The 21874-nt window shown below is 68.9% G+C and carries 24 protein-coding genes; 18 read left to right on the top strand and 6 right to left on the bottom strand.

Features of this window, described 5'->3' with window-relative positions:
- The first annotated feature begins 1 nt into the window (after nt 1).
- Nucleotides 2–1063 carry a mannosyltransferase family protein gene (locus V5E28_RS23960; RefSeq protein ID WP_336209292.1) on the top strand — a complete coding sequence of 354 codons (1062 nt, stop codon included), beginning with the start codon at nt 2–4 and terminating at the stop codon, nt 1061–1063.
- 63 nt (nt 1064–1126) lie between these two features.
- Here the strand turns inward: V5E28_RS23960 and V5E28_RS23955 are convergent, their stop codons facing one another.
- Entirely contained in the window at nt 1127–1870 is a 744-nt protein-coding gene (locus V5E28_RS23955) for a deoxyribonuclease IV (protein ID WP_336209290.1), read from the bottom strand.
- Between the two features lie 114 nt (nt 1871–1984).
- Between V5E28_RS23955 and V5E28_RS23950 the strand changes: the two genes are divergently transcribed.
- Entirely contained in the window at nt 1985–2122 is a 138-nt protein-coding gene (locus tag V5E28_RS23950) for a hypothetical protein (RefSeq protein ID WP_336209288.1), read from the top strand.
- Between the two features lie 44 nt (nt 2123–2166).
- On the opposite strand, the gene V5E28_RS23945 is transcribed toward V5E28_RS23950, so the two are convergent.
- Nucleotides 2167–2478 (bottom strand): hypothetical protein, encoded by a 312-nt coding sequence (locus V5E28_RS23945; RefSeq protein ID WP_336209286.1) that lies wholly within the window; start codon nt 2476–2478, stop codon nt 2167–2169.
- Between the two features lie 191 nt (nt 2479–2669).
- Here V5E28_RS23945 and rpsF point away from each other — a divergent pair, with 191 nt between their 5' ends.
- The 7 genes from rpsF (at nt 2670) to V5E28_RS23910 (ending at nt 6995) form a co-directional block, all read left to right on the top strand.
- On the top strand, nt 2670–2960 hold the full coding sequence (gene rpsF, locus V5E28_RS23940; protein WP_026214314.1) for a 30S ribosomal protein S6: 291 nt from the start codon (nt 2670–2672) through the stop codon (nt 2958–2960).
- A gap of 89 nt (nt 2961–3049) precedes the next feature.
- On the top strand, nt 3050–3631 hold the full coding sequence (locus V5E28_RS23935; RefSeq protein ID WP_336209285.1) for a single-stranded DNA-binding protein: 582 nt from the start codon (nt 3050–3052) through the stop codon (nt 3629–3631).
- A 63-nt stretch (nt 3632–3694) separates the two neighbouring features.
- Nucleotides 3695–3931, top strand: a complete 237-nt coding sequence (rpsR, locus tag V5E28_RS23930; RefSeq protein WP_020543048.1) for a 30S ribosomal protein S18 — start codon at nt 3695–3697, stop codon at nt 3929–3931.
- 15 nt (nt 3932–3946) lie between these two features.
- Nucleotides 3947–4393 (top strand): 50S ribosomal protein L9, encoded by a 447-nt coding sequence (gene rplI / locus V5E28_RS23925; RefSeq protein WP_336209276.1) that lies wholly within the window; start codon nt 3947–3949, stop codon nt 4391–4393.
- 147 nt (nt 4394–4540) lie between these two features.
- Nucleotides 4541–5410, top strand: coding sequence for an ABC transporter substrate-binding protein (locus V5E28_RS23920; RefSeq protein WP_336209274.1), 870 nt, complete (start codon nt 4541–4543; stop codon nt 5408–5410).
- On the top strand, nt 5407–6255 hold the full coding sequence (locus V5E28_RS23915; protein ID WP_336209273.1) for an amino acid ABC transporter permease: 849 nt from the start codon (nt 5407–5409) through the stop codon (nt 6253–6255). The genes V5E28_RS23920 and V5E28_RS23915 overlap by 4 nt, the downstream gene beginning before the upstream one ends.
- Nucleotides 6252–6995: an amino acid ABC transporter ATP-binding protein gene (locus V5E28_RS23910; RefSeq protein ID WP_336209271.1), complete on the top strand. Its 744-nt coding sequence runs from the start codon at nt 6252–6254 to the stop codon at nt 6993–6995. The genes V5E28_RS23915 and V5E28_RS23910 overlap by 4 nt, the downstream gene beginning before the upstream one ends.
- Here V5E28_RS23910 and V5E28_RS23905 read toward each other — a convergent pair.
- Together V5E28_RS23905 and V5E28_RS23900 are read right to left on the bottom strand one after the other, a co-directional pair.
- The gene (locus V5E28_RS23905; protein ID WP_336209270.1) at nt 6992–8473 is read right to left on the bottom strand and encodes an APC family permease; all 1482 of its coding nucleotides are present in this window, start codon (nt 8471–8473) and stop codon (nt 6992–6994) included. The two genes, V5E28_RS23910 and V5E28_RS23905, sit on opposite strands and share 4 nt — an antisense overlap.
- A 62-nt stretch (nt 8474–8535) precedes the next feature.
- Nucleotides 8536–9837 carry an MATE family efflux transporter gene (locus tag V5E28_RS23900; protein ID WP_336209269.1) on the bottom strand — a complete coding sequence of 434 codons (1302 nt, stop codon included), beginning with the start codon at nt 9835–9837 and terminating at the stop codon, nt 8536–8538.
- Nucleotides 9838–10119: 282 nt separating this feature from the next.
- Between V5E28_RS23900 and V5E28_RS23895 the strand changes: the two genes are divergently transcribed.
- The 7 genes from V5E28_RS23895 (at nt 10120) to V5E28_RS23865 (ending at nt 19613) form a co-directional block, all read left to right on the top strand.
- The gene (locus tag V5E28_RS23895; RefSeq protein WP_336209268.1) at nt 10120–13812 is read left to right on the top strand and encodes a replicative DNA helicase; all 3693 of its coding nucleotides are present in this window, start codon (nt 10120–10122) and stop codon (nt 13810–13812) included.
- 135 nt (nt 13813–13947) lie between these two features.
- Nucleotides 13948–14466 carry a toxin-antitoxin system HicB family antitoxin gene (locus tag V5E28_RS23890; protein ID WP_336209267.1) on the top strand — a complete coding sequence of 173 codons (519 nt, stop codon included), beginning with the start codon at nt 13948–13950 and terminating at the stop codon, nt 14464–14466.
- Nucleotides 14390–15397 (top strand): DUF4097 family beta strand repeat-containing protein, encoded by a 1008-nt coding sequence (locus V5E28_RS23885; protein WP_336209266.1) that lies wholly within the window; start codon nt 14390–14392, stop codon nt 15395–15397. The genes V5E28_RS23890 and V5E28_RS23885 overlap by 77 nt, the downstream gene beginning before the upstream one ends.
- Nucleotides 15398–15418: 21 nt before the next feature.
- Nucleotides 15419–16369, top strand: coding sequence for an ATP-binding cassette domain-containing protein (locus V5E28_RS23880; protein WP_336209265.1), 951 nt, complete (start codon nt 15419–15421; stop codon nt 16367–16369).
- The gene (locus tag V5E28_RS23875; RefSeq protein WP_336209264.1) at nt 16366–17157 is read left to right on the top strand and encodes an ABC transporter permease; all 792 of its coding nucleotides are present in this window, start codon (nt 16366–16368) and stop codon (nt 17155–17157) included. Before V5E28_RS23880 ends, V5E28_RS23875 begins: the two co-directional genes overlap by 4 nt.
- A gap of 24 nt (nt 17158–17181) precedes the next feature.
- Nucleotides 17182–18384: a cytochrome P450 gene (locus tag V5E28_RS23870; protein ID WP_442945857.1), complete on the top strand. Its 1203-nt coding sequence runs from the start codon at nt 17182–17184 to the stop codon at nt 18382–18384.
- On the top strand, nt 18381–19613 hold the full coding sequence (locus V5E28_RS23865) for a serine hydrolase domain-containing protein (RefSeq protein WP_336209262.1): 1233 nt from the start codon (nt 18381–18383) through the stop codon (nt 19611–19613). Before V5E28_RS23870 ends, V5E28_RS23865 begins: the two co-directional genes overlap by 4 nt.
- Before the next feature lie 29 nt (nt 19614–19642).
- Here V5E28_RS23865 and V5E28_RS23860 read toward each other — a convergent pair whose 3' ends face one another.
- A complete protein-coding gene (locus V5E28_RS23860; protein ID WP_336209261.1) occupies nt 19643–20458 on the bottom strand; it encodes a phosphotransferase family protein in 816 nt (271 codons plus the stop codon).
- Nucleotides 20459–20501: 43 nt separating this feature from the next.
- On the opposite strand from V5E28_RS23860, the gene V5E28_RS23855 reads away from it, so the two are divergent.
- Both V5E28_RS23855 and V5E28_RS23850 read left to right on the top strand, forming a co-directional pair.
- Nucleotides 20502–20861 carry a hypothetical protein gene (locus V5E28_RS23855; protein WP_336209260.1) on the top strand — a complete coding sequence of 120 codons (360 nt, stop codon included), beginning with the start codon at nt 20502–20504 and terminating at the stop codon, nt 20859–20861.
- 81 nt (nt 20862–20942) lie between these two features.
- Nucleotides 20943–21386, top strand: coding sequence for a universal stress protein (locus V5E28_RS23850; protein WP_336209259.1), 444 nt, complete (start codon nt 20943–20945; stop codon nt 21384–21386).
- On the opposite strand, the gene soxR is transcribed toward V5E28_RS23850, so the two are convergent.
- Nucleotides 21383–21865 (bottom strand): redox-sensitive transcriptional activator SoxR, encoded by a 483-nt coding sequence (soxR, locus tag V5E28_RS23845; RefSeq protein ID WP_336209258.1) that lies wholly within the window; start codon nt 21863–21865, stop codon nt 21383–21385. The two genes, V5E28_RS23850 and soxR, sit on opposite strands and share 4 nt — an antisense overlap.
- Nucleotides 21866–21874 lie beyond the last annotated feature (9 nt).

Here is a 21874-nt window from a genome sequence, read left to right as displayed (position 1 = left end):
GATGCTCACACGGTCCTCGGCCAGGGACGCGCTGCTGGTCTGGTTCGGCTCGCGTGCCGGGCTGCTGCTGGTGACGCTGCTCGGGACGGCGCTGGCCGGTTACGTGGACAAGTGGCGGCAGTGGGACGCCGGGCTGTTCGTCACGATCGCGCAGCATGGCTACGACGGGGAGCCCGGCATGCCCGACGCGGGGCTGCCTGCCTTCTTCCCCGGCCTGCCGCTGGCGCTGCGGGTGGTCCACCTCGTGGTGCCCGACTGGTCGGCAAGTGGGCTGATCGTCTCGCTGGTCGCCGGAGCGGTGGCCATGGTGGCGCTGGCCAGGCTCGCGGAGCTGGAAGGCGCGCGGGGCTGGGCCGCGGTGCTGGCGCTGGTGCTCTTCCCGACGGCCGTGTTCCTCGCCGCGGGCTACAGCGAGGCGCTCTTCCTGGCCTTCGCGATCCCCGCCTGGCTGGCAGCCCGCCAGAGGCGGTGGCCGGCGGCGGCCGTCCTGGCGGCGGGGGCGTCGTGCGTCAGGATCACCGGGCTGTTCCTGGCCGCCGCACTGATCGTGGAGTTCGTCACCGGCAGGCAGCCGGTGCGCCGGGCGCCCTGGCTGGCGGTGCCATTCCTGCCGCTGGTGGCGTACTCCTTCTACCACTTCACCCGCTCGGGCGACTGGCTGGCGTGGAAGCACGCGCAGGAGACCGGCTGGGGGCGGGAGCTGGTCTGGCCATGGGAGTCCTGGGCGGTCACCTGGCAGGCGGCCATGAGCGACGGCGAGAGCGGCGCGCCCTTCCGGATGGAGATCGCCGGGGCGCTGGTCGCCGTGGCGGCCCTGATCTGGCTTCTCGCCCTGCGCCGGTGGAGCTCGGCGGTCTACGTGGGGCTGCAGGCGGGAGCGTTGCTGACGTCGGCCTACTACCTGTCGTTACCGCGCTCGCTGCTGCTGTGGTTTCCGCTCTGGGTCGCGATCGCCGGGCTCGCCACCAGGAGGCAGTGGGTGATCGTGGTCTACGCGCTGGTGTCGGGGCCGCTCATGGTGCTCAACACCGCTCGCTTCCTCGCGGGCGCCTGGGCGGGGTGATCTCTCTACCCACTTACGGGCATCCGTAATCCAGGGAAGTTATCCACAGGCTGTGTGTTTTCCCTAGAGGTTCTTCCGCAGGAACGCGATGTCCGCCGCCTGACCCTCGGCCGGGGTCTCCACCACGACCGGCGCCCCCGCCGCCCGGCACACCTCCAGGATCAGCTCCGGGTCGATCCTGCCCTTGCCCAGGTTGGCGTGCCGGTCGGCGCCCGAGCCGAAGTCGTCGCGCGAGTCGTTGCAGTGCACCAGGTCGATCCGGCCGGTGATGGCCTTGACCCGGTCGACGATGCCGGACAGGTCCTCGCCGCTCGCGTGCGCGTGGCAGGTGTCGAGGCAGAAGCCCACGTCGAAGCCGTCGAGGGAGTCCCAGAGCCGGGCGATGCGCTCCAGGCTGCGAGCCATCGCGTTGTCGCCGCCCGCGGTGTTCTCGATCAGCACCGGGACGGGGCACTCGAGGCGCTCGAAGACCTTGCGCCAGTTGTCGAAGCCCGCCTGCGGGTCGTCGTCCTTGTTGAGGTGGCCGCCGTGCACGATCAGGCCCTTGGCGCCGATGCTCGCGGCCGCCTCCAGATGCTGGGAGAGCAGCTTACGGCTGGGAATCCTGATGCGGTTGTTGGTCGAGGCCACGTTCACCAGATAGGGGGCGTGGATGTAGATGTCGACGCCCTCGACCGGCCGGCCGGGCAGCTCGGGCTTCTTGTAGCCCTGCGGGTTGCCGAGGAAGAACTGCACCACCTCGGCGCCGATCGCCGCGGCGTGGGCGGCGGGGTCGTCCTGGCCGACATGAGCTCCGATGCGCACCATGTCAGGAGCCTATCCGTTTGGCGGACCTGCACCGGGGCAGTCGCCAGACACCCCCTACACGAGGAGAACGATATGAGCCGCTGGCGCTGGCGCTCCTTAATCATCCTGGTCTACGTGTTCATCGGAATCTACGTGGCATGGGTGTACGACTACATCACGCCGGCGATCCTCAAGGACATCGCCGAGGCGCTGCTCGCGGTCTTCCTCTGGTTCCTGGTCCTGCTCGGCGTGGACCTGCACATCGGCGGTTGACTGATATCGCCGAACGGCCCCGGTACTACTACCGGGGCCGTTCGTCATGGCAGGAAGCCGCCTCTGGCGATGCCGAGCGCGACGCCGACGAAGGACGCCACCAGGCCGATGATGTTGAGCGAGCGCTGCGGCGTGGTGACCGAGACGTACTGGGAGTAAAGGCCCATCCCAAAGCCGAGCACACCGAACCAGGACGAGATCACGTGGCCGCCGGGGAAGAACGTCCCGACGAAGGAGACGATGCCGCAGACCAGCGTGCTGATGGCGAGGATGTTCTCGACAGGGTGCGGACGGCCGTCGGTGTTGAGTGTGAGCCTGAACCGCGCGTTCTGTGTGGGCTGGAGCAGGTGCGGCACGGCGAACCACCCCCTCGGGTTTCCTACATGCTTTCCCATCTGTGCGCGGCTGGTAACCTGAACAGGCTGCGTTGTGATGGGTGACCCGTCACCCCGAGGCGCCGAAATGGGGCGCCCGGGACCCGCGCAGCGTCCTCCTGTCACGGCAGAGTGTCGTGACCGCAAGAGTCCAGAGGAGGTTGGAGTCCCGCATGCGTCGTTACGAAGTAATGGTCATTCTGGACCCTTCGCTCGATGAGCGCACTGTGGCGCCGTCCCTCGACCAGTTCCTCACCGTGGTCCGCAATGACGGCGGCACCGTGGAGAAGGTCGACGTCTGGGGCCGTCGCCGCCTCGCCTACGACATCGACAAGAAGTCCGAAGGCATCTACGCCGTCATCGACCTGTCCGCGGAGCCCGCGACGGTCAAGGAGCTCGACCGGCAGATGAACCTCAACGAGGGCATCCTGCGCACCAAGGTCCTGCGTCCCGACGTGCACTAAGCAGCTCGTTGCCCGGCTTTTTGTCGGGCGGCGGCCGTACTCTGAGCCGTAACCCAAAGCGAAGGCGTGCAGGAAGGCGAGCGCTAGCCATGGCAGCAGGCGACACCGTAATCACCATCGTCGGCAACCTTGTCGACGACCCGGAGCTGCGCTTCACCCCGACGGGGCAAGCGGTGGCTCGATTCCGCATCGCGTCCACTCCGCGGTTCATGGATCGCCAGACCAACGAGTGGAAGGATGGCGAAAGCCTCTTCCTGACCTGCAACGTGTGGCGGCAGGCGGCTGAGAACGCCGCCGAGAGCCTCCAGCGCGGCATGCGGGTCATCGTGCAGGGGCGGCTCAAGCAAAGGTCTTACGAGACCAAGGAAGGCGAGAAGCGCACCGTCTACGAGGTCGAGGTCGACGAGGTCGGCCCGTCCCTGCGTAACGCCACGGCCAAGGTCAACCGCACCACCCGTCAGGGTGGCGGCGGTGGCGGCGGCTTCGGCGGCGGTCCGGCCGACGACCCGTGGGCCTCCGCTTCCCCGGCCCCGCCCCAGGGCGGCGGTTTCGGCGGTGGCGGCGGCGGTTTCCAGGGCGGCGGCGGCGGCCAGCAGGGCGGCTCCTCCGGCGGCGGATTCGGCGGCGGCCAGCAGGGCGGCGGCGACTTCAGCGACGAACCGCCTTTCTAAATCCAGTCCACCAAGCCCGAGTCCATTCCCGCCGCACGGCGGGGCTCTGAAAGGAGCACCACGATGGCAAAGCCGGCACTGCGCAAGCCCAAGAAGAAGGTTTGCCTGTTCTGCCACGACAAGATCTCCTACGTCGACTACAAGGACACGGCGCTGCTGCGGAAGTTCATCTCCGACCGCGGCAAGATCCGTGCGCGCCGGGTGACGGGCAACTGCACCCAGCACCAGCGCGACGTGGCGACCGCGATCAAGAACGCCCGTGAGGTGGCTCTGCTGCCCTACACGAGCACCGCGCGCTAAGGGAGGTCTGTCGATATGAAGCTCATCCTCACCAACGAGGTCTCCGGCCTCGGCACCCCTGGCGACGTCGTCGAGGTCAAGGACGGCTACGGCCGTAACTACCTCATCCCGCGCGGCTACGCCATGCGCTGGACGCGTGGCGCCGAGAAGCAGATCGAGTCCATCAAGAAGGCTCGTGACGCTCGGGAGATCCGCGACCTGGGCACGGCCAAGGAGGTCGCCGGCCAGATCGGCGCGCTCCGCGTCCGGCTGACCACCCGCGCGGGCGACTCCGGCCGCCTGTTCGGCTCGATCACCACGGGTGACATCGCCGACGCCGTCAAGGCTGCCGGTGGCCCGATCCTCGACCGCCGTCGCATCGAGATCGTCAACCCGATCAAGAGCGTCGGCTCCCACAAGGTGACCGTCAAGCTGCACCCCGAGGTCTCGGCGTCCGTGGACGTCGAGGTCGTCGCAGGCTGACGATCCCCGGCTTCGCCGCGGCCCTCCTTCCGCATCGCGGGAGGGGGGCCGCGGCTCTCTCTACACCAGGCCGTACCGCAGGTGAGGCGTACTTCAAGCAGCGTAGAATCCCTACGTTTCTCCCTTGCGTCCCCCTGGAGGCTAGCCATGGCCCGTCCCTCGATGCTGCTCGCGCTCGGCGCGCTCGCGGTGGCGGCCGTCGCCTGTGCGCCCGCCGACGACACGGCGACCACCTCGGCCACGGCATCACCGACGTCGTCCACCGCCTGCTCCAAGGAGCAGCTCAAGCTCATCAACGCGGGGAAGCTGACGATCGGCACGGACAAGCCGGCCTTCGAGCCGTGGTTCAAGGACGACGATCCCGCGAACGGCCAGGGCTTCGAGAGCGCGGTGGCGTACGCGGTGGCGGGGGAGCTCGGCTTCGACCGCAGCGAGGTGCAGTGGAGCACGGTCAAGTTCGACTCGGCCTTCGCCCCCGGGCCCAAGCAGTTCGACTTCGACATCAACCAGGTCTCCATCACCCCTGACCGGGCCAAGGCCGTCGACTTCAGCAACGGCTACTACACCGCCAAGCAGGCCGTCGTGGCCGTCGACGGTGGCAAGGTCGTCTCGGCCAAGTCGCTGGCCGAGCTCAAGGATGCCAAGATCGGCGTGCAGGTCGGCACCACCTCGCTCGACGCCGTGCGCAACGTGATCAAGCCCAGCGACGACCCGAACGTCTACAACGAGCAGATCGACGCCATCAACGCGCTGAAGAACAAGCAGATCGACGCTCTGGTCCTGGACCTGCCGACGGCGTTCTACGTCACGGCGGCGCAGGTCGAGAACTCCAAGATCGTCGGCCAGTTCAGCTCGACGGGCGGGACTCCCGAGGAGTTCGGCCTGGTCATGGAGCGGGGCAGTGCGCTCAAGTCGTGCGTCGACAAGGCCGTGGACGCGCTCAAGTCCAAGGGCGAGCTGGCCAAGATCGAGCAGCAGTGGCTGAGTGAGGCGGCGGGCGCGCCGGAACTGCGGTGACCGCCGGCCCCACCCGGGTCAAGAGCGAGCGGCAGCGGGAGCGTGAGCGGGTTCGCGGGTCCCAGGGCCGCCGCACGGCCTCGATCGCCACCGCCTCGACGTTCGTCTTCGTCGTCCTGGTCGTGTGGGTCGTCACCAGCGCGCCCGGCTGGCCCCGGGTGCAGGAGACGTTCTTCAGCTGGGAGATGTTCGTCAGAGCGCTGCCCGACGTGGCGGACGGCTTCCTGCTCAACATCAAGATGTTCCTGATCGCCGAGCCGCTGATCCTGCTGGTGGGTCTGCTGGTCGCGCTCGCCCGCGGCATCCGCACGCCCGCCTTCTTCCCGATCCGGGCGCTGGCGACGCTCTACACCGACGTCTTCCGCGGCGTGCCGACGATCCTGGTCATCTACCTGATCGGGTTCGGCCTGCCGGCGCTCAACCTGCGGGGCGCTCCCACCGACCTGGCCACCCTGGGCATCATCGCGCTGACCCTGTCGTACGGCGCGTACGTGGCCGAGGTGTTCCGCTCCGGCATCGAGTCGATCCATCCCAGCCAGGTGGCCGCGGCCCGGTCGCTCGGCCTGAGCCACGGCAGGACGATGCGTTTCGTAGTGCTGCCGCAGGCCACCCGGCGGGTGGTCCCGCCGCTGCTGAACGACTTCATCTCGCTGCAGAAGGACACCGCGCTGGTGGCCACCATCGGGCCGCTGGAGGCGCTCAGGCAGGCGCAGATCCACGCGTCGAGCACCTTCAACTACACCCCCTACCTGGTCACATCGTTGCTGTTCATCCTGCTGACGATCCCGCTGGCCCGGTTCACCGACCACCTGGCCGAGCGCGCACGAAGGAGGCGGGGCGCATGAGCCTGCTGACCATCGAGGGGGTGTGGAAGGACTTCGGCGGCCACAGCGTGCTGCGCGGCATCGACCTGGAAGTCCGCCCGCACGAGGTGGTGAGCCTGATCGGCGCGTCCGGGTCGGGCAAGTCGACGCTGCTGCGCTGCGTGAACCTGCTGGAGACGGTCGACGACGGCGTCATCCACCTCGACGGGGAGGAGATCACTGACCCCCGGGTGGACGTGGACGGCGTGCGCAAGCGGCTCGGCATCGTCTTCCAGGCGTTCAACCTGTTCCCGCACATGAGCGTGCTGGACAACATCACCTTGGCGCCCAGGCAGGTGCACAAGGTCCCCAGAGGAGAGGCCGAGGAACGGGCGGTCGACCTGCTCGGCAGGTTCGGCCTGGCGGACAAGGCCCGCGCCTACCCCGACCAGCTCTCCGGCGGCCAGCAGCAGCGGGTGGCCATCATCCGGGCGCTGGCCACCCGGCCCAGGCTGATGCTGCTGGACGAGGTCACCTCGGCGCTCGACCCCGAGCTGGTCACGGAGGTGATCGCGCTCATCAGGGAGCTCAAGGAGTCGGGCATGACGATGATCGTGACGACCCACGAGATGTCCATCTCCCGTGACATCTCCGACACCGTGTGCTTCCTCGACGGCGGCGTCCTGCTGGAGAAGGGGCCGCCGGAGAAGATCTTCAGCGAGCCCGACCACGAGCGCACCAGGAGCTTCCTGCGCAGGGTGCTCGACTCCGGCCGCTTCTAACGCCGGTGCCGCCCCCGGCTGTTGGGCACCGGCGCCCGCTGGTCGGCGGCCAGCAGGCTGTGCCGCCTGCCGTACACGAGGTAGACCAGCAGGCCGAAGGCCATCCACAGGGCGAACCAGGCCCAGGTCAGCGTCTGCAGGTTCACCATGAGCCAGAGCGTGGCGATGAGCGAGGCGACGGGCAGCACCGGCGAGAGCGGCACCCGGAAGCCGCGCTCCAGGTCGGGCATCGTGCGCCGCATCACGATCACTCCGGCCGCCACGAACAGGAACGCGAACAGCGTCCCCATCACCACGAGCTCCTGCATCGTGAGCACCGGCACGAACACGGCCAGCACGATCGCGATCGCGCCGATCACCAGCGTCGCCCGCTGCGGCGTGTGGTAGGCGCGGCTGATCGCCCCCAGCGGCCGGGGGAGCAGCCCGTCACGGGCCATCGAGAACAGCACCCGCGTCTGGCCCACGATCAGTACCAGGATCACGGTCGTCAGACCGAGCACCGCGCCCGCGTCGATGACGTGCACCATCCAGTCCTCGCCGACCTCCTGGAAGGCGCTGGACAGTGGCGCGTCCAGCGAGATGCTGGTGTAGGGGATCATGCCGACCATGACCGCGGCCACCGCGATGTAGATGACCGTGGCGATCACCAGGCTGCGGATCATGCCCTTCGGCACCACCGCGCGCGGGTTGACGGTCTCCTCGGCGGCGGTGGCGACGATGTCGAAGCCGATGTAGGCGAAGGCGATGACGGGGGCCGCCGCGAACACGCCGATCCAGCCGAAAGCCTGGCCCTGCCCGAAGAAGACGTCCAGCACGGTCGCCTTCGCGACGGTGCGCGGCTCCGGCTCGGCGTAGAAGTCGCCGAAGTTGGCCACGTCGACGTGCGCGGCCCCGACGACGATGACGGCGCCGATGGCCAGCAGCTTCGCCGACACCATGATCCACAGTGCGCGCAGGCCGATCCGCGCGCCGACCGCCACGACCCCCGTCAGCAGCACCAGGATGACCACCACGAGGACGTTCGCGACCACATCGGGGTACGGCACCCGTACCCCGAAGTTGCCGATGGCGCCGACGGTGATCTGCGACCAGGCCTTGGCCACCACGGCGGCGGCGAGCTGCAGCTCCAGGATCAGCGCCCAGCCGATGATCCACGCCCACACCTCACCGAAGATCACATAGGCGAAGGTGTAGGCGCTGCCGGACCTCGGCATCGTGGACGACAGCTCGGCGTAACACAGGCAGGCGAGCAGGCAGGCGATACCGGCGATCATGAAGGAGAGGATCACGCCGGGCCCGGCGGTGGTCGCGGCCTGCTGACCGGCGATGCTGAAGATGCCGGCGCCGATCATGACGCCGAGTCCGAGCACCACAAGGTCGGCGGTGCGGTAGACCTGGGCCAGCGCGTGACGGGCGCTCGTGCGTAGCTCGGTCGCCTCAGCAGGCGGCAGACGTCGCGTGATAGAGGACAATGACACACCCCGCTCGTGGGACTCGCCCACAGTGCCTCACCACTTGAGCAACAGCAAGCACGGTTCGGTTACGCCCCGGTCACCAGCCAGGTCGTCCCCACGGCCCGCCGGCCCAGCGTGATCAAACGTGCCACCATCCACACCCCGAGCGCGCACCAAAGTGCAACGATGCCGAAACCGGCGGCGACGAGGGCGGCGGGCAGGTATGCCAGCGTCGTCCACACCCCCGCCCACGCGAGGTAGCGCTGGTCGCCCGCGCCGATCAGCACGCCGTCCAGCACGAACACCACGCCGCAGATCGGCTGGAACAGCGCCACCGGCCAGAGCACGGCCAGGAGTTGCGCGGCGACGTGCGGGTCGGCGTCGAACAGGCCCGGCAGCAGCGGCCGGACCGCCAGCACGGCCAGCCCGAGCACCACACCCGACCAGCCGCCCCACACCACCATCCGCCTGGTGGCGGCCCTGGTCGCGGCGACGTCCCCGGCGCCGAGCGCGCGCCCGGTGATGGCCTGGCCCGCGATGGCGATCGCGTCCAGGGCGAAGGCCAGCATCGTCCAGACCTGGGTGGCGATGGCGTAGGCCGCCAGCTCGGCCTGCCCCATCCTGGTGGCGATCACCGTGGCGACCAGCAGCACGATCCGCAGGCAGATGGTGCGGATGAGCAGGGCGAAGCTGGCCGTGCCCGCCTGCTTGACCCCGGCAGGATCGGGCCTGAGCGAGGTACGCAGCCGTCGCGCCGCCCGAACCACCACGATCACGTACACGGCGGCGCCCAGCGTCTGCGCCAGCACCGTCCCCCATGCCGATCCCGCGATGCCCCAGCCGAGGCCGAGCACGAACCAGGCGTTCAGCACCGCGTTGAGCACGAACGACCCCACTGCCACCGCCAGCGGCGTGACGGTGTCCTGGAGCCCGCGCAGCACGCCGGTGCCGGCCAGCACGACCAGCATCCCGGGCGCGCCGAGCAGGCTGATCCGCAGGTACGTCACAGCCTGCTCGGCCTGCTCTGGGCCCGCTCCGAACAGGTCCACGATGGCCGGGGCGAGCGGCCAGCAGACGGCGATCAGCGCCGCGCCGATGGCCAGCGCCAGCCAGATGCCGTCCACACCGCTGCGCATGGCCCGGTCGTGGTTGCCGGCTCCGGTCTGCCGGGCCACGGAGGCGGTCGTGCCGTAGGCGAGGAAGACGCAGAGGTTCACCAGCGTCGCCAGGACCGCTCCCGCCACGCCCAGCGCGCCTACGGCGGTGGTGCCCAGCCCGTGGCCCACGATGGCGTAGTCGGCGAGCAGGAAGAGCGGCTCCGCGACCAGCGCCCCGAACGCGGGCACGGCTAGGCGGAGTATCTCCCGGTCCTGACGTGTAATGGGCATTCGTCTATTATGACCCTTACCCGGCGTGGCGGTCCAACTTTCTTCCCTCCACAGCCGGTGGATACTGTTCTTCCAGGTCAGAGCACTTTCGGTGGATCTCTTTCATAGTTATCCCCAGGGTCGTCCACAGGCCTTTCACACGTTCAGCCCGTTCATGCACAGCTCGTCCACAGTGTTGTCCACAGGCCGCGTTGCCGTCAGCGCGGCGAGCCGCGAAACTGTCACACCGGTCGACTACAAGTGGGGGTGGTGCGACCGCCTGCAAGCTGTTGAGGGGGCGCGGTGAGCATTGACGAAGAGGTGGGCGCGGGCCCGGGTTTCGAGCGCACACCACCCAACAACATCGACGCGGAGCAGTCCGTGCTGGGCGGCATGCTGCTGTCCAAGGACGCGATCGCCGACGTGGTCGAGATCCTGCGGTCCGACGACTTCTACCGGCCCGCCCATCAGATGATCTACGACGTCGTCACCGACCTCTACGGCCGGGGGGAGCCCGCCGACGCCGTCACGGTCTTCGACGAGCTGCAGAAGCGCGGCGAGATGGCCAGGGTGGGCGGCGCCGCCTACCTCCACACCCTGACCGCCGTCGTCCCGACGGCCGCCAACGCCGGCTACTACGCGAAGATCGTCAGAGAGCAGGCGATCCTGCGCCGCCTCATCGAGGCCGGCACCCGCATCGTCTCCTTCGGCTACGGCGGCCAGAACGAAGAGGTCGACGACCTCGTCGACCGCGCCCAGGCGGAGATCTACAAGGTCACCGAGCGCCGCACCTCCGAGGACTACGCCGCACTGGCCGACATCATGCCGGGCGCCCTGGACGAGCTGGAGGCCATCGGCAGCCGGGGCGGCCAGATGGTCGGCGTCCCCACCGGCTTCCAGGACCTCGACCAGCTCACCAACGGTCTCCATCCGGGCCAGATGATCGTCGTGGCCGCCCGACCGGCCATCGGCAAGGCGCTCGCGCTGGACACGCCGCTTCCGACGCCGACCGGCTGGACGACCATGGGGCAGGTCCGGGTCGGCGACCAGCTCATCGACGCCGACGGCAGGCCGACGCGCGTCGTCGCGGCCACCGGCGTCATGCACGGCAGGCCCTGTTATGAGGTGGAGTTCAGCGACGGCACAGTGATCGTGGCGGACGCCCAGCACCAATGGCGCACCGTCACGCGAGCCGCCAGGAGGGCTCTGGGCAGGCTGCCGGTGGCCGTGGGCGGTCCGGTCCGAAGCCACGCATGGCACACGAACCCGACGGATGCCGCCACGACGGCTCAGCACAGGAGCGTGGTCACCACCGAGGAGATCGCCGCCACGCTGCGATGCTCGTCCGCGGACCGGCGGCCCAACCATGCCGTAGCGGTGTCAGGAGCATTCCACCTCGATGAGCAGGATCTCCCGCTCTCCGCTTACGCACTGGGGATCTGGCTCGGCGCCGGCGCGCGCGTCACCACGCTCGACCCCGAGATCATCGCGACCCTCCAGGCCGAGGGGCTGCGCGTCGAGCGGGTCGGGCCGACGATCGGCTACGACCTCTCTCTTCCTGAGCCGGCTGACGCATCGAGCGGCATCCACCGCATCCTGCGCACGCTGGGCGTACTCAACGACAAGCACATTCCGGGGCTCTACCTGCGCGGCTCGGAGCGACAGCGACGTGATCTGCTCGCGGGCCTGCTCGACTCCGACGGGTACGTGAACGAGGACGGGCAGATCCAGTTCGCCGTGACGAGCCGGCGGCTCGCTCACGACGTGCACGAGCTGATCCTGAGCCTCGGCTACAGGGCGACGCTGAGCAGGCGCACCGAGGCGTCCTCCTACATGATCGGCTTCACCACGCCGGACAGGGTCTTCCGCCTGCCCCGCAAGGCTGACAGGCAGGTGGACGAGGCGCACCCGTCGACGCTGGTGCGCCACATCGTGGACGTCCGGCCCATCCCGACGCGGCCGGTGCGCTGCGTCCAGGTGGACAACCCCGACCACATGTACCTGGCCGGCCGGGCCTGCATCCCCACCCACAACAGCACTCTCGGCCTGGACTTCGCGCGGTCCGCTGCGATCAAGAACGGGATGACCACCGTCATCTTCTCCCTGGAAATGTCCCGCAACGAGATCACGATGCGCCTGCTGTCCGCCGAGGCCAGGGTCGCGCTGCACGCGATGCGCTCGGGCATGATGGGCGACGACGACTGGACCCGGCTGGCACGGCGGATGAGCGAGGTCGCCGAGGCGCCGCTGTTCATCGACGACTCGCCCAACATGTCGATGATGGAGATCCGGGCCAAGTGCCGGCGGCTCAAGCAGCGCAACGACCTGCGGTTCGTGATCATCGACTACCTCCAGCTGATGAGCTCGCCGAAGAAGACAGAGAGCCGCCAGAACGAGGTGTCCGAGATCTCCCGTGCCATCAAGCTGCTGGCCAAGGAGCTGGAGGTCCCGGTCATCGCGATCTCCCAGCTCAACCGTGGCCCCGAGCAGCGCACGGACAAGCGGCCCATGGTGAGCGACCTGCGTGAGTCGGGGTGCCTGACCGCCGACACGCGCATCCTGCGGGCCGACACCGGCGCGGAGGTGTCACTGGGCGACCTTCTGGAGGCGGGCGCGCGCGACATCCCGGTGTGGTCGCTCGACGACGGGCTCCGGCTGGTCCAGCGGACCATGACACACGTGTTCCCCAGCGGGGTGAAGGAAGTCTTCCGACTCAAGCTCAAGTCTGGCCGGGAGGTCAAGGCGACCGCGAATCACCCCTTCATGACCTACGAAGGCTGGCTCCCGCTGGGGGAGCTCGCCCCAGGCGAGCGCCTGGCCGTTCCGCGACGCATCCCCGCTCCGCAACATACGAAGGCGTGGCCCGAGGAAGAGATCGTTCTCCTCGGGCACATGATCGGAGATGGCTCATTCGTCAAGAGGCAGCCGATCCGCTACGCGAGCAAGGACGAGGCGTGCCTGAAGGCGGTGGCCGAAGCGGCACAGCACTTCGGCATCACGGCGATCCGAGACGACTACCCCGCCGCTCGTGTCACCACTCTGCGACTGCCGGCTCCCTATCGACTCACCCACGGCAAGCGGAATCCGATTGCCGCATGGCTCGACGGACTCGGACTGTTCGGGCTCCGCAGTCACGAGAAGTTCCTCCCAGGCGGCCTGTTCTCCCTACCCGAAGACCAGACCGCGCTGTTCCTACGGCATCTGTGGGCGACCGATGGATGCGTCTGGTGGGACGAGAAGATCGGCCAGGCTCGTGTCTACTACGCCTCGACAAGCCGCCGCCTCGTGGACGATGTTTCGCAACTTCTCCTACGGCACGGTATCGCCTCACAGATGAAGGAGACCCGCAAGGGTAATCACCGGCCCTGCTTCCAGTTGTACATCTACGGCGCGGAAAACCAGCTCCGCTTTCTGCGGGATGTCGGCGTCCACGGAGAGCGATCCAAGCAGGCCGAGAGGTGCGTCGCTGAACTGGAGCACCGCGTGATCAACACCAACAACGACACCATTCCCCGTGAGGTATGGGGTCGTGTACGAGACGTCCTGGCAGGACAGGGCGTGACTCACCGGCAGTTCGCCGCAGAGCTGGGTACCCAGTTCTGCGGCAGCACCCAGTGGAAGCACGCGCCGAGCCGGGAACGGCTGGGCAGGGTGGCCGCGATCCTCCACGATTCCGACCTGGAGATGCTGGCGGTGAACGACGTGTTCTGGGACGAGGTGGCCTCCATCGAAAGCCTGGGCGAGGAGCCGGTCTACGACGCCACCGTCCTCGGCACCCACAACTTCGTAGCGAACGGGATCTCGGCCCACAACAGCATCGAGCAGGATGCGGACATGGTCATCCTTCTGCACCGCGAGGACGCCTATGAGCGCGAGTCCCCGCGAGCGGGCGAGGCCGACCTGATCGTGGCCAAGCACCGTAACGGCCCCACCGCCACCGTGACGGTGGCTTTCCAGGGCCACTACAGCCGCTTCGTGGACATGGCTCAGCACTAGGCCGCGTCGGAGCGCCCCCTCTGACGTGCGAGTTCACGTGTCGCGATCGGCTTGAACATCCAGCCTGAGCCGGAGTGATGCCAATCTGAGCCACTATGGCTTGCTGATGGCATCATGGTGTGCCATAGTGGTGCCATGGACCTGACCCCATATGTGGCCTCCCTCGGTCGCGAGCTGCTGACCGCCGTCGAGACCGGCGATGGTGACGCCAGTGCGCTGATCGAGCGGCTGACCGTGTCGATGGAGTCGGCGATCCGGCTCACCCTGCTCGAGGCGTTGTCGGCGGCTGCCGACGAGATCACCCGAGACCTGGCTCCCGGTTCGGTCCAGGTGCACCTGCGTGGACGTGACCCCAACTTCGTCGTGACGGTTCAGCAGGCGGAGAAGCCACTCGAGGACACCTCGGATCTGGGCGCGGTGTCGGCTGACGACGCCGTGGCGAGCTTCGAGGACGGCCCAGTGGCACGGATCAACGTCCGCCTCCCGGAAAAGCTCAAGGCCGCGATCGAGGAGGCGGCGGGCAAGGAAGGTCGCTCGCTCAACGCCTGGCTCGTGCGGGCCGCCTCGACCTCGCTGCGTGCCCCGGAGCGCGACCACGGCTCCGACCGGCGCGGCAAGCTCATCGCGCAGCGTCACACCGGCTGGGCTCGCTAGCTCACGCTGCACCCAGCACCACTTTCTTCGTTCATCTCCGACCAGCGGAGATGTTCTTCTGACCCATGCCAAGGAGATAGCCATGCCTGTTTTCGCCACGCCTGAACCGATTTCCGCCACGATCGAGATCTCCGTCGGAGACGTGCAGATCATCGCGAGCGACCGGACCGACACCGTCGTCGAGGTGCGGCCGAGCGACGAGTCCAACGAGTCCGATGTGGACGCCGCGCAGAAGACGCGCGTCGAGTACGCCAACGGCACGTTGACGGTCCGTGGGCCGAAGGCCCGCATTGCCGACTTCTCCAAGAAGACCAGGTCGGTCGACGTGCTGATCGAACTTCCCACCGGCTCGCACGTGCACGCGGACCTGTCGGCAGCGGACCTGCGCGGCGCCGGCACGCTGGGGGAGTGCCGGCTCAAGACGTCGGTCGGGCATTTCCGCCTCGACCGGACCGGGCCGCTTCGACTGGGCACCTCCGGTGGCGACATCACCGTCGAATCGGTCGCGGGCAACGCCGATGTCTCCACCGGCACCGGGCGCGTGCGCATCGGCGAGATCGGCGGCACCGCCGCCATCAAGAACTCCAACGGCAACACCGACATCGGCACCGTCACCGGCGAACTTCGGGTGCGCTCGGCCAACGGCGACATCTCCGTCGACCGGGCCGACGCCATGGTGGAAGCCAAGGCCTCCAACGGAAACATTCGCGTCGGCCAGGTCACGCGCGACACCATCACGCTGCGCACCTCGACCGGCCACCTCGAAATCGGTGTCGCCGCCGGCACCGCCGCATGGCTCGACCTGAACACCTCGTACGGGCGGGTGAAGAACTCGCTGGACGATCTCAGCGAAGCACCGGAGAAGTCCGAGCAGACCGTCGAAGTGCACGCGCACACGTCGTTCGGCGACATCACCGTCCGTCGTTCCTGACCAGATCTCGAAGGAGTTCTCATGACCATGCCATCCCAATCTGCGATCACGGCGACCGGACTGCGCCGGTCGTACGGCGACCACGTCGTGCTGGACGGCGTCGACCTGGACGTCCCGCGTGGCACCGTTTTCTCGTTGCTCGGCGCCAACGGCGCCGGCAAGACCACCACAGTCAAGATCTTGTCCACGCTGATCCGCGCCGACGGGGGCAGCGCGCGGATCGCGGGTCACGACCTGTCCGCCGAGCCGGACGCGGTGCGTGCCGCGATCGGCGTCACCGGCCAGTTCTCGGCGGTCGACAACCTGCTGACCGGTCAGGAGAACCTGACCATGATGGCGGATCTGCACCACCTCGGCCGGAAGGCGGGCCGGCGCAGGGCCGCTCAGCTGCTCGAACAGTTCGACCTCGTCGATGCGGCCAAGAAGACGGCGGCGACCTACTCCGGCGGGATGCGGCGGCGGCTCGACCTCGCGATGACGCTGGTCGGCTCACCGCAGGTGATCTTCCTCGACGAGCCGACCACCGGGCTGGACCCGCGCAGCCGCCGCGCCATGTGGCAGATCGTGCGGGAACTCGTGGCGGGTGGCGTCACCATCTTCCTCACCACCCAGTACCTGGAGGAGGCCGACGAGCTCGCGGACCGGATCGCGGTGCTCGACCACGGGAAGATCGTCGCCGAGGGCACCGCGGACGAGCTCAAGCGGCGCATTCCCGGCGGCCACGTCCTGCTGCGGTTCGCCGACGAGCGCGACGTCGAATCCGCCGCGCGCGCCGTGGGCCAGGTGTCCCGCGACAGCGACACCCTCGTCCTGCGCGTACCGCACGACGGCAGCCTCAGGTCGCTGAAGGCGCTGATCGACCGGCTTGACCAGAACGCGGTCGAGGTCGACTCGCTCAGCGTGCACACCCCCGACCTCGACGACGTCTTCCTCGCTCTCACCGGCAACAAGGAGAAGGTGACCGCACGATGAGCACTCTGTCCTACGCCCTGACCGACTCGGCGACGATGCTTCGCCGCAACCTCAAGCGCATGGTGCGCTACCCGTCCATCACACTGACGCTCATCGGCATGCCGATCGTCTTCCTGCTGCTGTTCGTCTACGTCTTCGGCGGCACGCTCGGCGCCGGGCTCGGCGGCGTCTCCGGCGGACGTGCGGAGTACGTCAACTACGTCACCCCCGCGATCATCCTGATGACGATCACCGCCGCGGTCCAGGGCACCACCATCTCGATCGCCACGGACATGACCGAGGGCATCGTCGACCGGTTCCGGACGATGGCCATCGCCCGTGTGTCCGTCCTGACCGGACACGTCATCGGCAGCCTCATCCAGACGATGCTCAGCATCGCGGCGGTCATCGGCGTCGCGCTGCTCATCGGCTTCCGGCCGTCGGCGGGGCCCGGCGACTGGCTCGCCCTCATCGGTTTCCTGGTGATGATGGCCTTCGCCTTCATCTGGCTGTCGGTCGCGTTCGGCCTGGCCAGCAAGACCGTCGAGTCGTCGAGCAACGTCGGTATGCCGCTGCTGCTGCTCCCGTTCCTGGGCAGCGGGTTCGTCCCGACCGACTCGATGCCCACCGTGCTGCGCTGGTTCGCCGAGTACCAGCCGTTCACGCCGCTCATCGAGACCCTGCGCGGCCTGCTGATGGGCACGCCGATCGGGAACAACGCCGTCATCGCGGTCGGCTGGTGCGTCGCCATCGCGCTCGGCGGCTACCTCTGGTCGAAGAAGCTGTTCAACCGCGAGTCCACCCGCTAAGCCGTGCCGACAAGAGGAATGACCATGGAACACACCGTCACCACGCTGCCGACCGCGCGTCAGCCCGGCTGTCCCTTCGACCCGCCCAAGGAGCTGGTCGAGGCCCGCGAGCACAGCCCGATCAGCCGCTTGCCCTTCCCCGACGGGCACCAGGGCTGGCTGATCACCGGCTACGACCTGGTCCGGTCGGTCCTGGCCGACCCGCGGTTCAGCTCACGCAAGGAGCTCATGCGCCACCACCCGCTGGTCGACTACGGCGACATCGAGGTCCCTGCGGCGCCGCCCGGCGAGTTCCTCCTCATGGACGAGCCGCAGCACAGCCGCTACCGCAAGCCGCTGGTGGGCAAGTTCACCGTCCGGCGAATGCGACTGCTCACCGAGCGCGTCGAACAGATCACCGCCGAGCACCTGGACGCGATGGAGAAGGCCGGGCCGTCGGCGGACCTGGTGACCGCCTTCGCCAAGCCCATCCCCGCCATCGTCATCTGTGAGCTGCTGGGCGTGCCGTACGAAGACCGGGGCTCCTTCCAGGAGCACATCGACAAGTTCCTCGGCGGCGAGGTCAGCGACGAGGAACTGATCGCGGCCTACACCGCGACCCAGACCTACCTCGCCCAGCTGGTGGCCGCCAAACGCGCCAACCCCACCGACGACCTGCTCAGCGACCTGCTCGACAGCGACCTGACCGACGAGGAACTGAAAGGGATGAGCCTGATCCTGCTGGCGGCCGGGTTCGACACCACCGCCAACATGCTGGCGCTGGGCACCTTCGCGCTGCTGCAGAACCCGGAGCAGCTGGCGGCGCTGCGCGCCGAGCCCGCGCTCACCGACCAGGCCGTGGAGGAGCTGCTGCGGTATCTGAGCGTCGCCAAGCAGTTCGTGAGGGTCGCGCTGGAGGACGTCGAGCTGGGCGGCCAGACCGTCGAGGCCGGCTCGACGGTCATCCTGTCTCTCAACACCGCCAACCGCGACCCCGAACGCTTCACCGACCCCCACGTGCTCGACCTGCGCCGGCAGGACGGCGGGCACCTGGCCTTCAGCCACGGCATCCACCAGTGCCTGGGCCAGCAGCTGGCCCGCGTCGAGATGCGGGTCGCACTCCCCGCACTGCTCAACCGCTTCCCCACGCTGCGCCTGGCCGTACCTGCCGAAGAGGTCGCCCTGCGCCCGGAGACCGCGGACATCTACGGGGTCAAGAGCCTCCCGATCACCTGGGACATGGCATGAGTATCAAGAACGACAGAGTCCGGATGCCGCGGGTCTTCCGGCGAGTGGCGGTCACGGCGCTGGCGGCCACGCTGCTGGCCGGGGTGGCCACACCCGCCGTGGCCGGCAAGGCCGCCGCCGGGCAGGATCGCCCGCAGCTGCAGAAGGCCATCCAGGAGATCGTCGATTCCGGCTTCGCCGGGGTGCAGCTGCGCGTGCACGATCAGCGGGGCGACTGGGTCGGCAGCGCCGGGGTGCGCAAGCTGGGCGAGACCGCGAAGCCGCCGACGAACGGGCGGTTCTGGGTGGGCAGCGTCACCAAGACCTTCACCGCGACCGTGGTGCTGCAGCTGGTGGCCGAGGGCAGGATCGGGCTGGACGCCCCGGTGGCCGGCTACCTGCCCGAGCTCGGGCTGGACCGGCGGATCACCGTGCGGATGCTGCTGCAGCACACCAGCGGGGTATTCAACTACACCGGCGAGTACTACGACGACGGGACGTTCGTGCCGGGGATCCCCGCGGTGGGCAAGGAGTGGGTGGACAACCGGTTCCGCACCTACCGGCCGCAGGAGCTGGTCCGGCTGGCGTTGTCCAAGCCGGCGCGGTTCGCGCCGGGGACGGACCAGAGCTACTCCAACACCAACTACACGCTGGCCTTACTGCTGATCGAGAAGGTCACCGGCCGCTCGCACGCCGAGGAGGTGAAGCGGCGGATCCTGCGGCCGCTCGGGCTGCGAGGCACCGTGGTGCCGGGCGCCCGGACGCAGCTCCCCGGGCCGCATGCCCATGGCTACTACCGCTACCAGGACGCCGGCCAGTGGAAGGTGGTCGACGTCGCCCGCCAGAACCTCTCCCTGCTGGCCGGCGCCGGTGACATGGTCTCGACGACCCAGGATCTCCATACGTTCATCTCCGCGCTGAACGGGGGCAAGCTCCTCCCGGCCCCGCTGCTGGCCGAGATGCGCGAGCCGCACGGGAAGCTCAGCTACGGCCTCGGGCTGTTCGTGCAGGACCTGGGCCCGAACTGCGGCGGCACCGTCCTCCAGCACAACGGCAGCCCGCCGGGGGGCTACGGGGCGCTGATGTACAGCTCGCCCGACGGCAGTAGGACCCTGACCGCCTCGGTGACCACCGGGGACGCCGCAATCGACCCGGCGCAGGAGTTCCCGAAGGCCCTGGAGAAGCTCTTGAAGGAGGTGTTCTGCGGCGGGCAGGCCGGGGTGGCTGACAAGGCCGAGCCGGCCCGCTAGCCCGGCAGCTCGCTTGATCACGGACCCGTTCATGTGGGTCTGAGCCGCTCGGCGACCTCCAGCCAGGCGGTGACCTCGTCGGCGGTGAAGTGGCGGATGGCCCAGTCCACCAGTCGCAGGCTCATGTGCGCCCAGCAGGCCGGCGTCACCTCGCCGGAGTCCGGCACGAGCGCTGCCAGCTCCGGCGCCCGGTGGGCCAGGTCGAAGCGGAGGGTGAACAGGTCGAAGCGGCCGTCGCCGCGGGTGGCGCCGTCCCAGTCGATGACCCCGGTGACCGCGCCTGAGGAGTCGACGAGCACGTTCTCCGGATGGTCGACGAGCACGTTCTCCGGATGGAAGTCCGTGTGCACCAGGTCGTCGCCGTCCAGCGTCTCCGGGATCGCGGCGCCGATCTCCTCCACCTGGTCGAGCAGCCTGCGGGTGCGGCGGTCGTAGTCGCGCAGCGGTTGGTGGAGGCAGAAGCCGGGGCCGTCCCCGCGCAGGTAGAGGGCGAGTGCCGGCAGGTCGTGGCGGGTGGCGAGGATGCCTCGGCAGCGCCGGTTCGTCTCGACCATCGAGCGGATCGTGGCAGGCGAGAGAGCGCGCGGGGTGGAGCCGGGTAGCAGCTGCTGGACGATCAGCGGCGGCCGTACCAGCTCGTAGCGCGGCACCGGGACGCCCGCGGCGCGGGCGGGCTCCAGCAGCTCGCGCACGTCCGGCCCGGTCGTGAGGACCGAGCGGCGGCCGTCGGGGCCGCGCACGTAGGCGGCGCCGACCTGGCCGCCGGGGCAGGGGCCGTCGTAGACCAGGCCGAGTTCGCGTGCGGCCGGTTCGGCGTCGAACCGGGGGATGCCGGGAAGTGTCACAGAACGCCATGCTCGTCAGTCCTGTTGGTATGACCAACTGAGATTGACCAAGGCGATCGTGGCCGTCGGCGCGCTGGCGTTCCTCACCGGGGGGATCTGGGCGTTCGGCTGGCCGCGGAGCTTCTACGAGATCGTGGCCACCTTCCCGCCGTTCAACCTGCACCTCTTCCACGACGCGGGGGCGTTCCAGCTCGGCATCGCGGCGGCGCTGATCGGCGCCCTGTTCTGGCAGGACGCGCTGTTCGTGGGCCTGCTGGCGGGGGCCGTCGGGACGGTCGTGCACGCCGTCTCGCACATCATCGACAGAAACCTCGGCGGCAACGCGAGCGATCCGTGGACGCTGAGCCTGCTCGCCCTGGTCATGGTGACGGGGACGGTGCTGCGGCTGCGGTCGAAGGTGTGACGCAGGCGACACGGGCTGCCGGAATCCCGTCCGATCTTCGCGGCGCTTCAAAGAGAGAAGCCATGTGAAGGGAAGCACGCCATGACCATCCTGATCGCCTATGACGGCTCGGCGGACGCGCGGGCAGCGGTCGAGTTCGCGGGCCGGCATCTGACGGCCGAGGCCGCCGTCGTCGTCACCGTGTGGGAGCCGCTGCTGGTGCAGCTGCGCAGATATCCGCTGGCGGGCCTCGCGATCGCGGAGGACACGGGTGAGGCGCAGGCCCAGGCGGAGCAGTACGCCAAGGAGGGGGCCGAGCTGGCCGCCGAGGCGGGGCTCAGGAATGTGACGTCCAGGGCGGTGGCCGACTACGAGTCGATCTGGCGGACGATCGTGGACGTGGCGGACGAGATCGACGCCTCGCTGGTCGTGACGGGCTCGCGCGGGCTGGCCGGGGTGCGTTCGGTGCTCCTGGGCAGCGTCTCCAACCATGTGCTGCACCACGCCCACCGGCCGATTCTGATCGTGCCGCCGGCCAAGGGTTAGCGGCAGTCGGAGGCCGGGGGACAGATGCGGGTGTCGATGCGCCTGGCCCCCGGTCCTTCGGTGCCCAGCCGGTCGTAGGGGTTGGCCAGCGCGCATCGGTCCAGCGACAGGCAGCCGCAGCCGATGCAGTCGGTGAGGTCGTCACGCAGCCGCTGGAGCTGCTCGATGCGGTCGTCCAGCTCCCTGCGCCAGGTCGCCGAGAGCCGCGACCAGTCGTCGCGGGTGGGCGTGCGCTTCTCCGGCAGCCCGGCGAGCGCGTCCTTGATGGTCTTGAGCGGGATGCCGAGGCGCTGCGCCAGCCGTACGAACGCCACCCTGCGCAGGGTGTCGCGGGTGTAGCGGCGCTGGTTTCCGGCGGTGCGGCGGCTGGAGATCAGGCCCTTGGCCTCGTAGAAGTGCAGGGCGGACACGGCGACGCCGCTGCGCTCGGCGAGCTGGCCGACGGTGAGCTCTTTGGAGTTCCATGCCACGTTGGTCACATCCTCAAG

The sequence above is a fragment of the Nonomuraea sp. LPB2021202275-12-8 genome (assembly GCF_037044575.1).
Lineage (GTDB): Bacteria > Actinomycetota > Actinomycetes > Streptosporangiales > Streptosporangiaceae > Nonomuraea.
The sequence above is the reverse complement of the archived record's forward strand: the minus strand, read 5'-3'. Positions and strand labels throughout refer to the sequence as shown.

Coding starts and splice junctions, on each gene's coding strand:
- rpsR (WP_020543048.1), top strand. CDS start 3,695: ATGGCAAAGCCGGCACTGCGCAAGCCCAAGAAGAAGGTTTGCCTGTTC.
- rplI (WP_336209276.1), top strand. CDS start 3,947: ATGAAGCTCATCCTCACCAACGAGGTCTCCGGCCTCGGCACCCCTGGC.
- V5E28_RS23955 (WP_336209290.1), bottom strand. CDS start 1,870: ATGGTGCGCATCGGAGCTCATGTCGGCCAGGACGACCCCGCCGCCCAC.
- V5E28_RS23910 (WP_336209271.1), top strand. CDS start 6,252: ATGAGCCTGCTGACCATCGAGGGGGTGTGGAAGGACTTCGGCGGCCAC.
- V5E28_RS23880 (WP_336209265.1), top strand. CDS start 15,419: ATGACCATGCCATCCCAATCTGCGATCACGGCGACCGGACTGCGCCGG.
- V5E28_RS23850 (WP_336209259.1), top strand. CDS start 20,943: ATGACCATCCTGATCGCCTATGACGGCTCGGCGGACGCGCGGGCAGCG.
- V5E28_RS23865 (WP_336209262.1), top strand. CDS start 18,381: ATGAGTATCAAGAACGACAGAGTCCGGATGCCGCGGGTCTTCCGGCGA.
- V5E28_RS23870 (WP_442945857.1), top strand. CDS start 17,182: ATGGAACACACCGTCACCACGCTGCCGACCGCGCGTCAGCCCGGCTGT.
- V5E28_RS23935 (WP_336209285.1), top strand. CDS start 3,050: ATGGCAGCAGGCGACACCGTAATCACCATCGTCGGCAACCTTGTCGAC.
- V5E28_RS23960 (WP_336209292.1), top strand. CDS start 2: ATGCTCACACGGTCCTCGGCCAGGGACGCGCTGCTGGTCTGGTTCGGC.
- V5E28_RS23920 (WP_336209274.1), top strand. CDS start 4,541: ATGGCCCGTCCCTCGATGCTGCTCGCGCTCGGCGCGCTCGCGGTGGCG.
- V5E28_RS23875 (WP_336209264.1), top strand. CDS start 16,366: ATGAGCACTCTGTCCTACGCCCTGACCGACTCGGCGACGATGCTTCGC.
- rpsF (WP_026214314.1), top strand. CDS start 2,670: ATGCGTCGTTACGAAGTAATGGTCATTCTGGACCCTTCGCTCGATGAG.
- V5E28_RS23890 (WP_336209267.1), top strand. CDS start 13,948: ATGGACCTGACCCCATATGTGGCCTCCCTCGGTCGCGAGCTGCTGACC.
- V5E28_RS23900 (WP_336209269.1), bottom strand. CDS start 9,837: ATGCCCATTACACGTCAGGACCGGGAGATACTCCGCCTAGCCGTGCCC.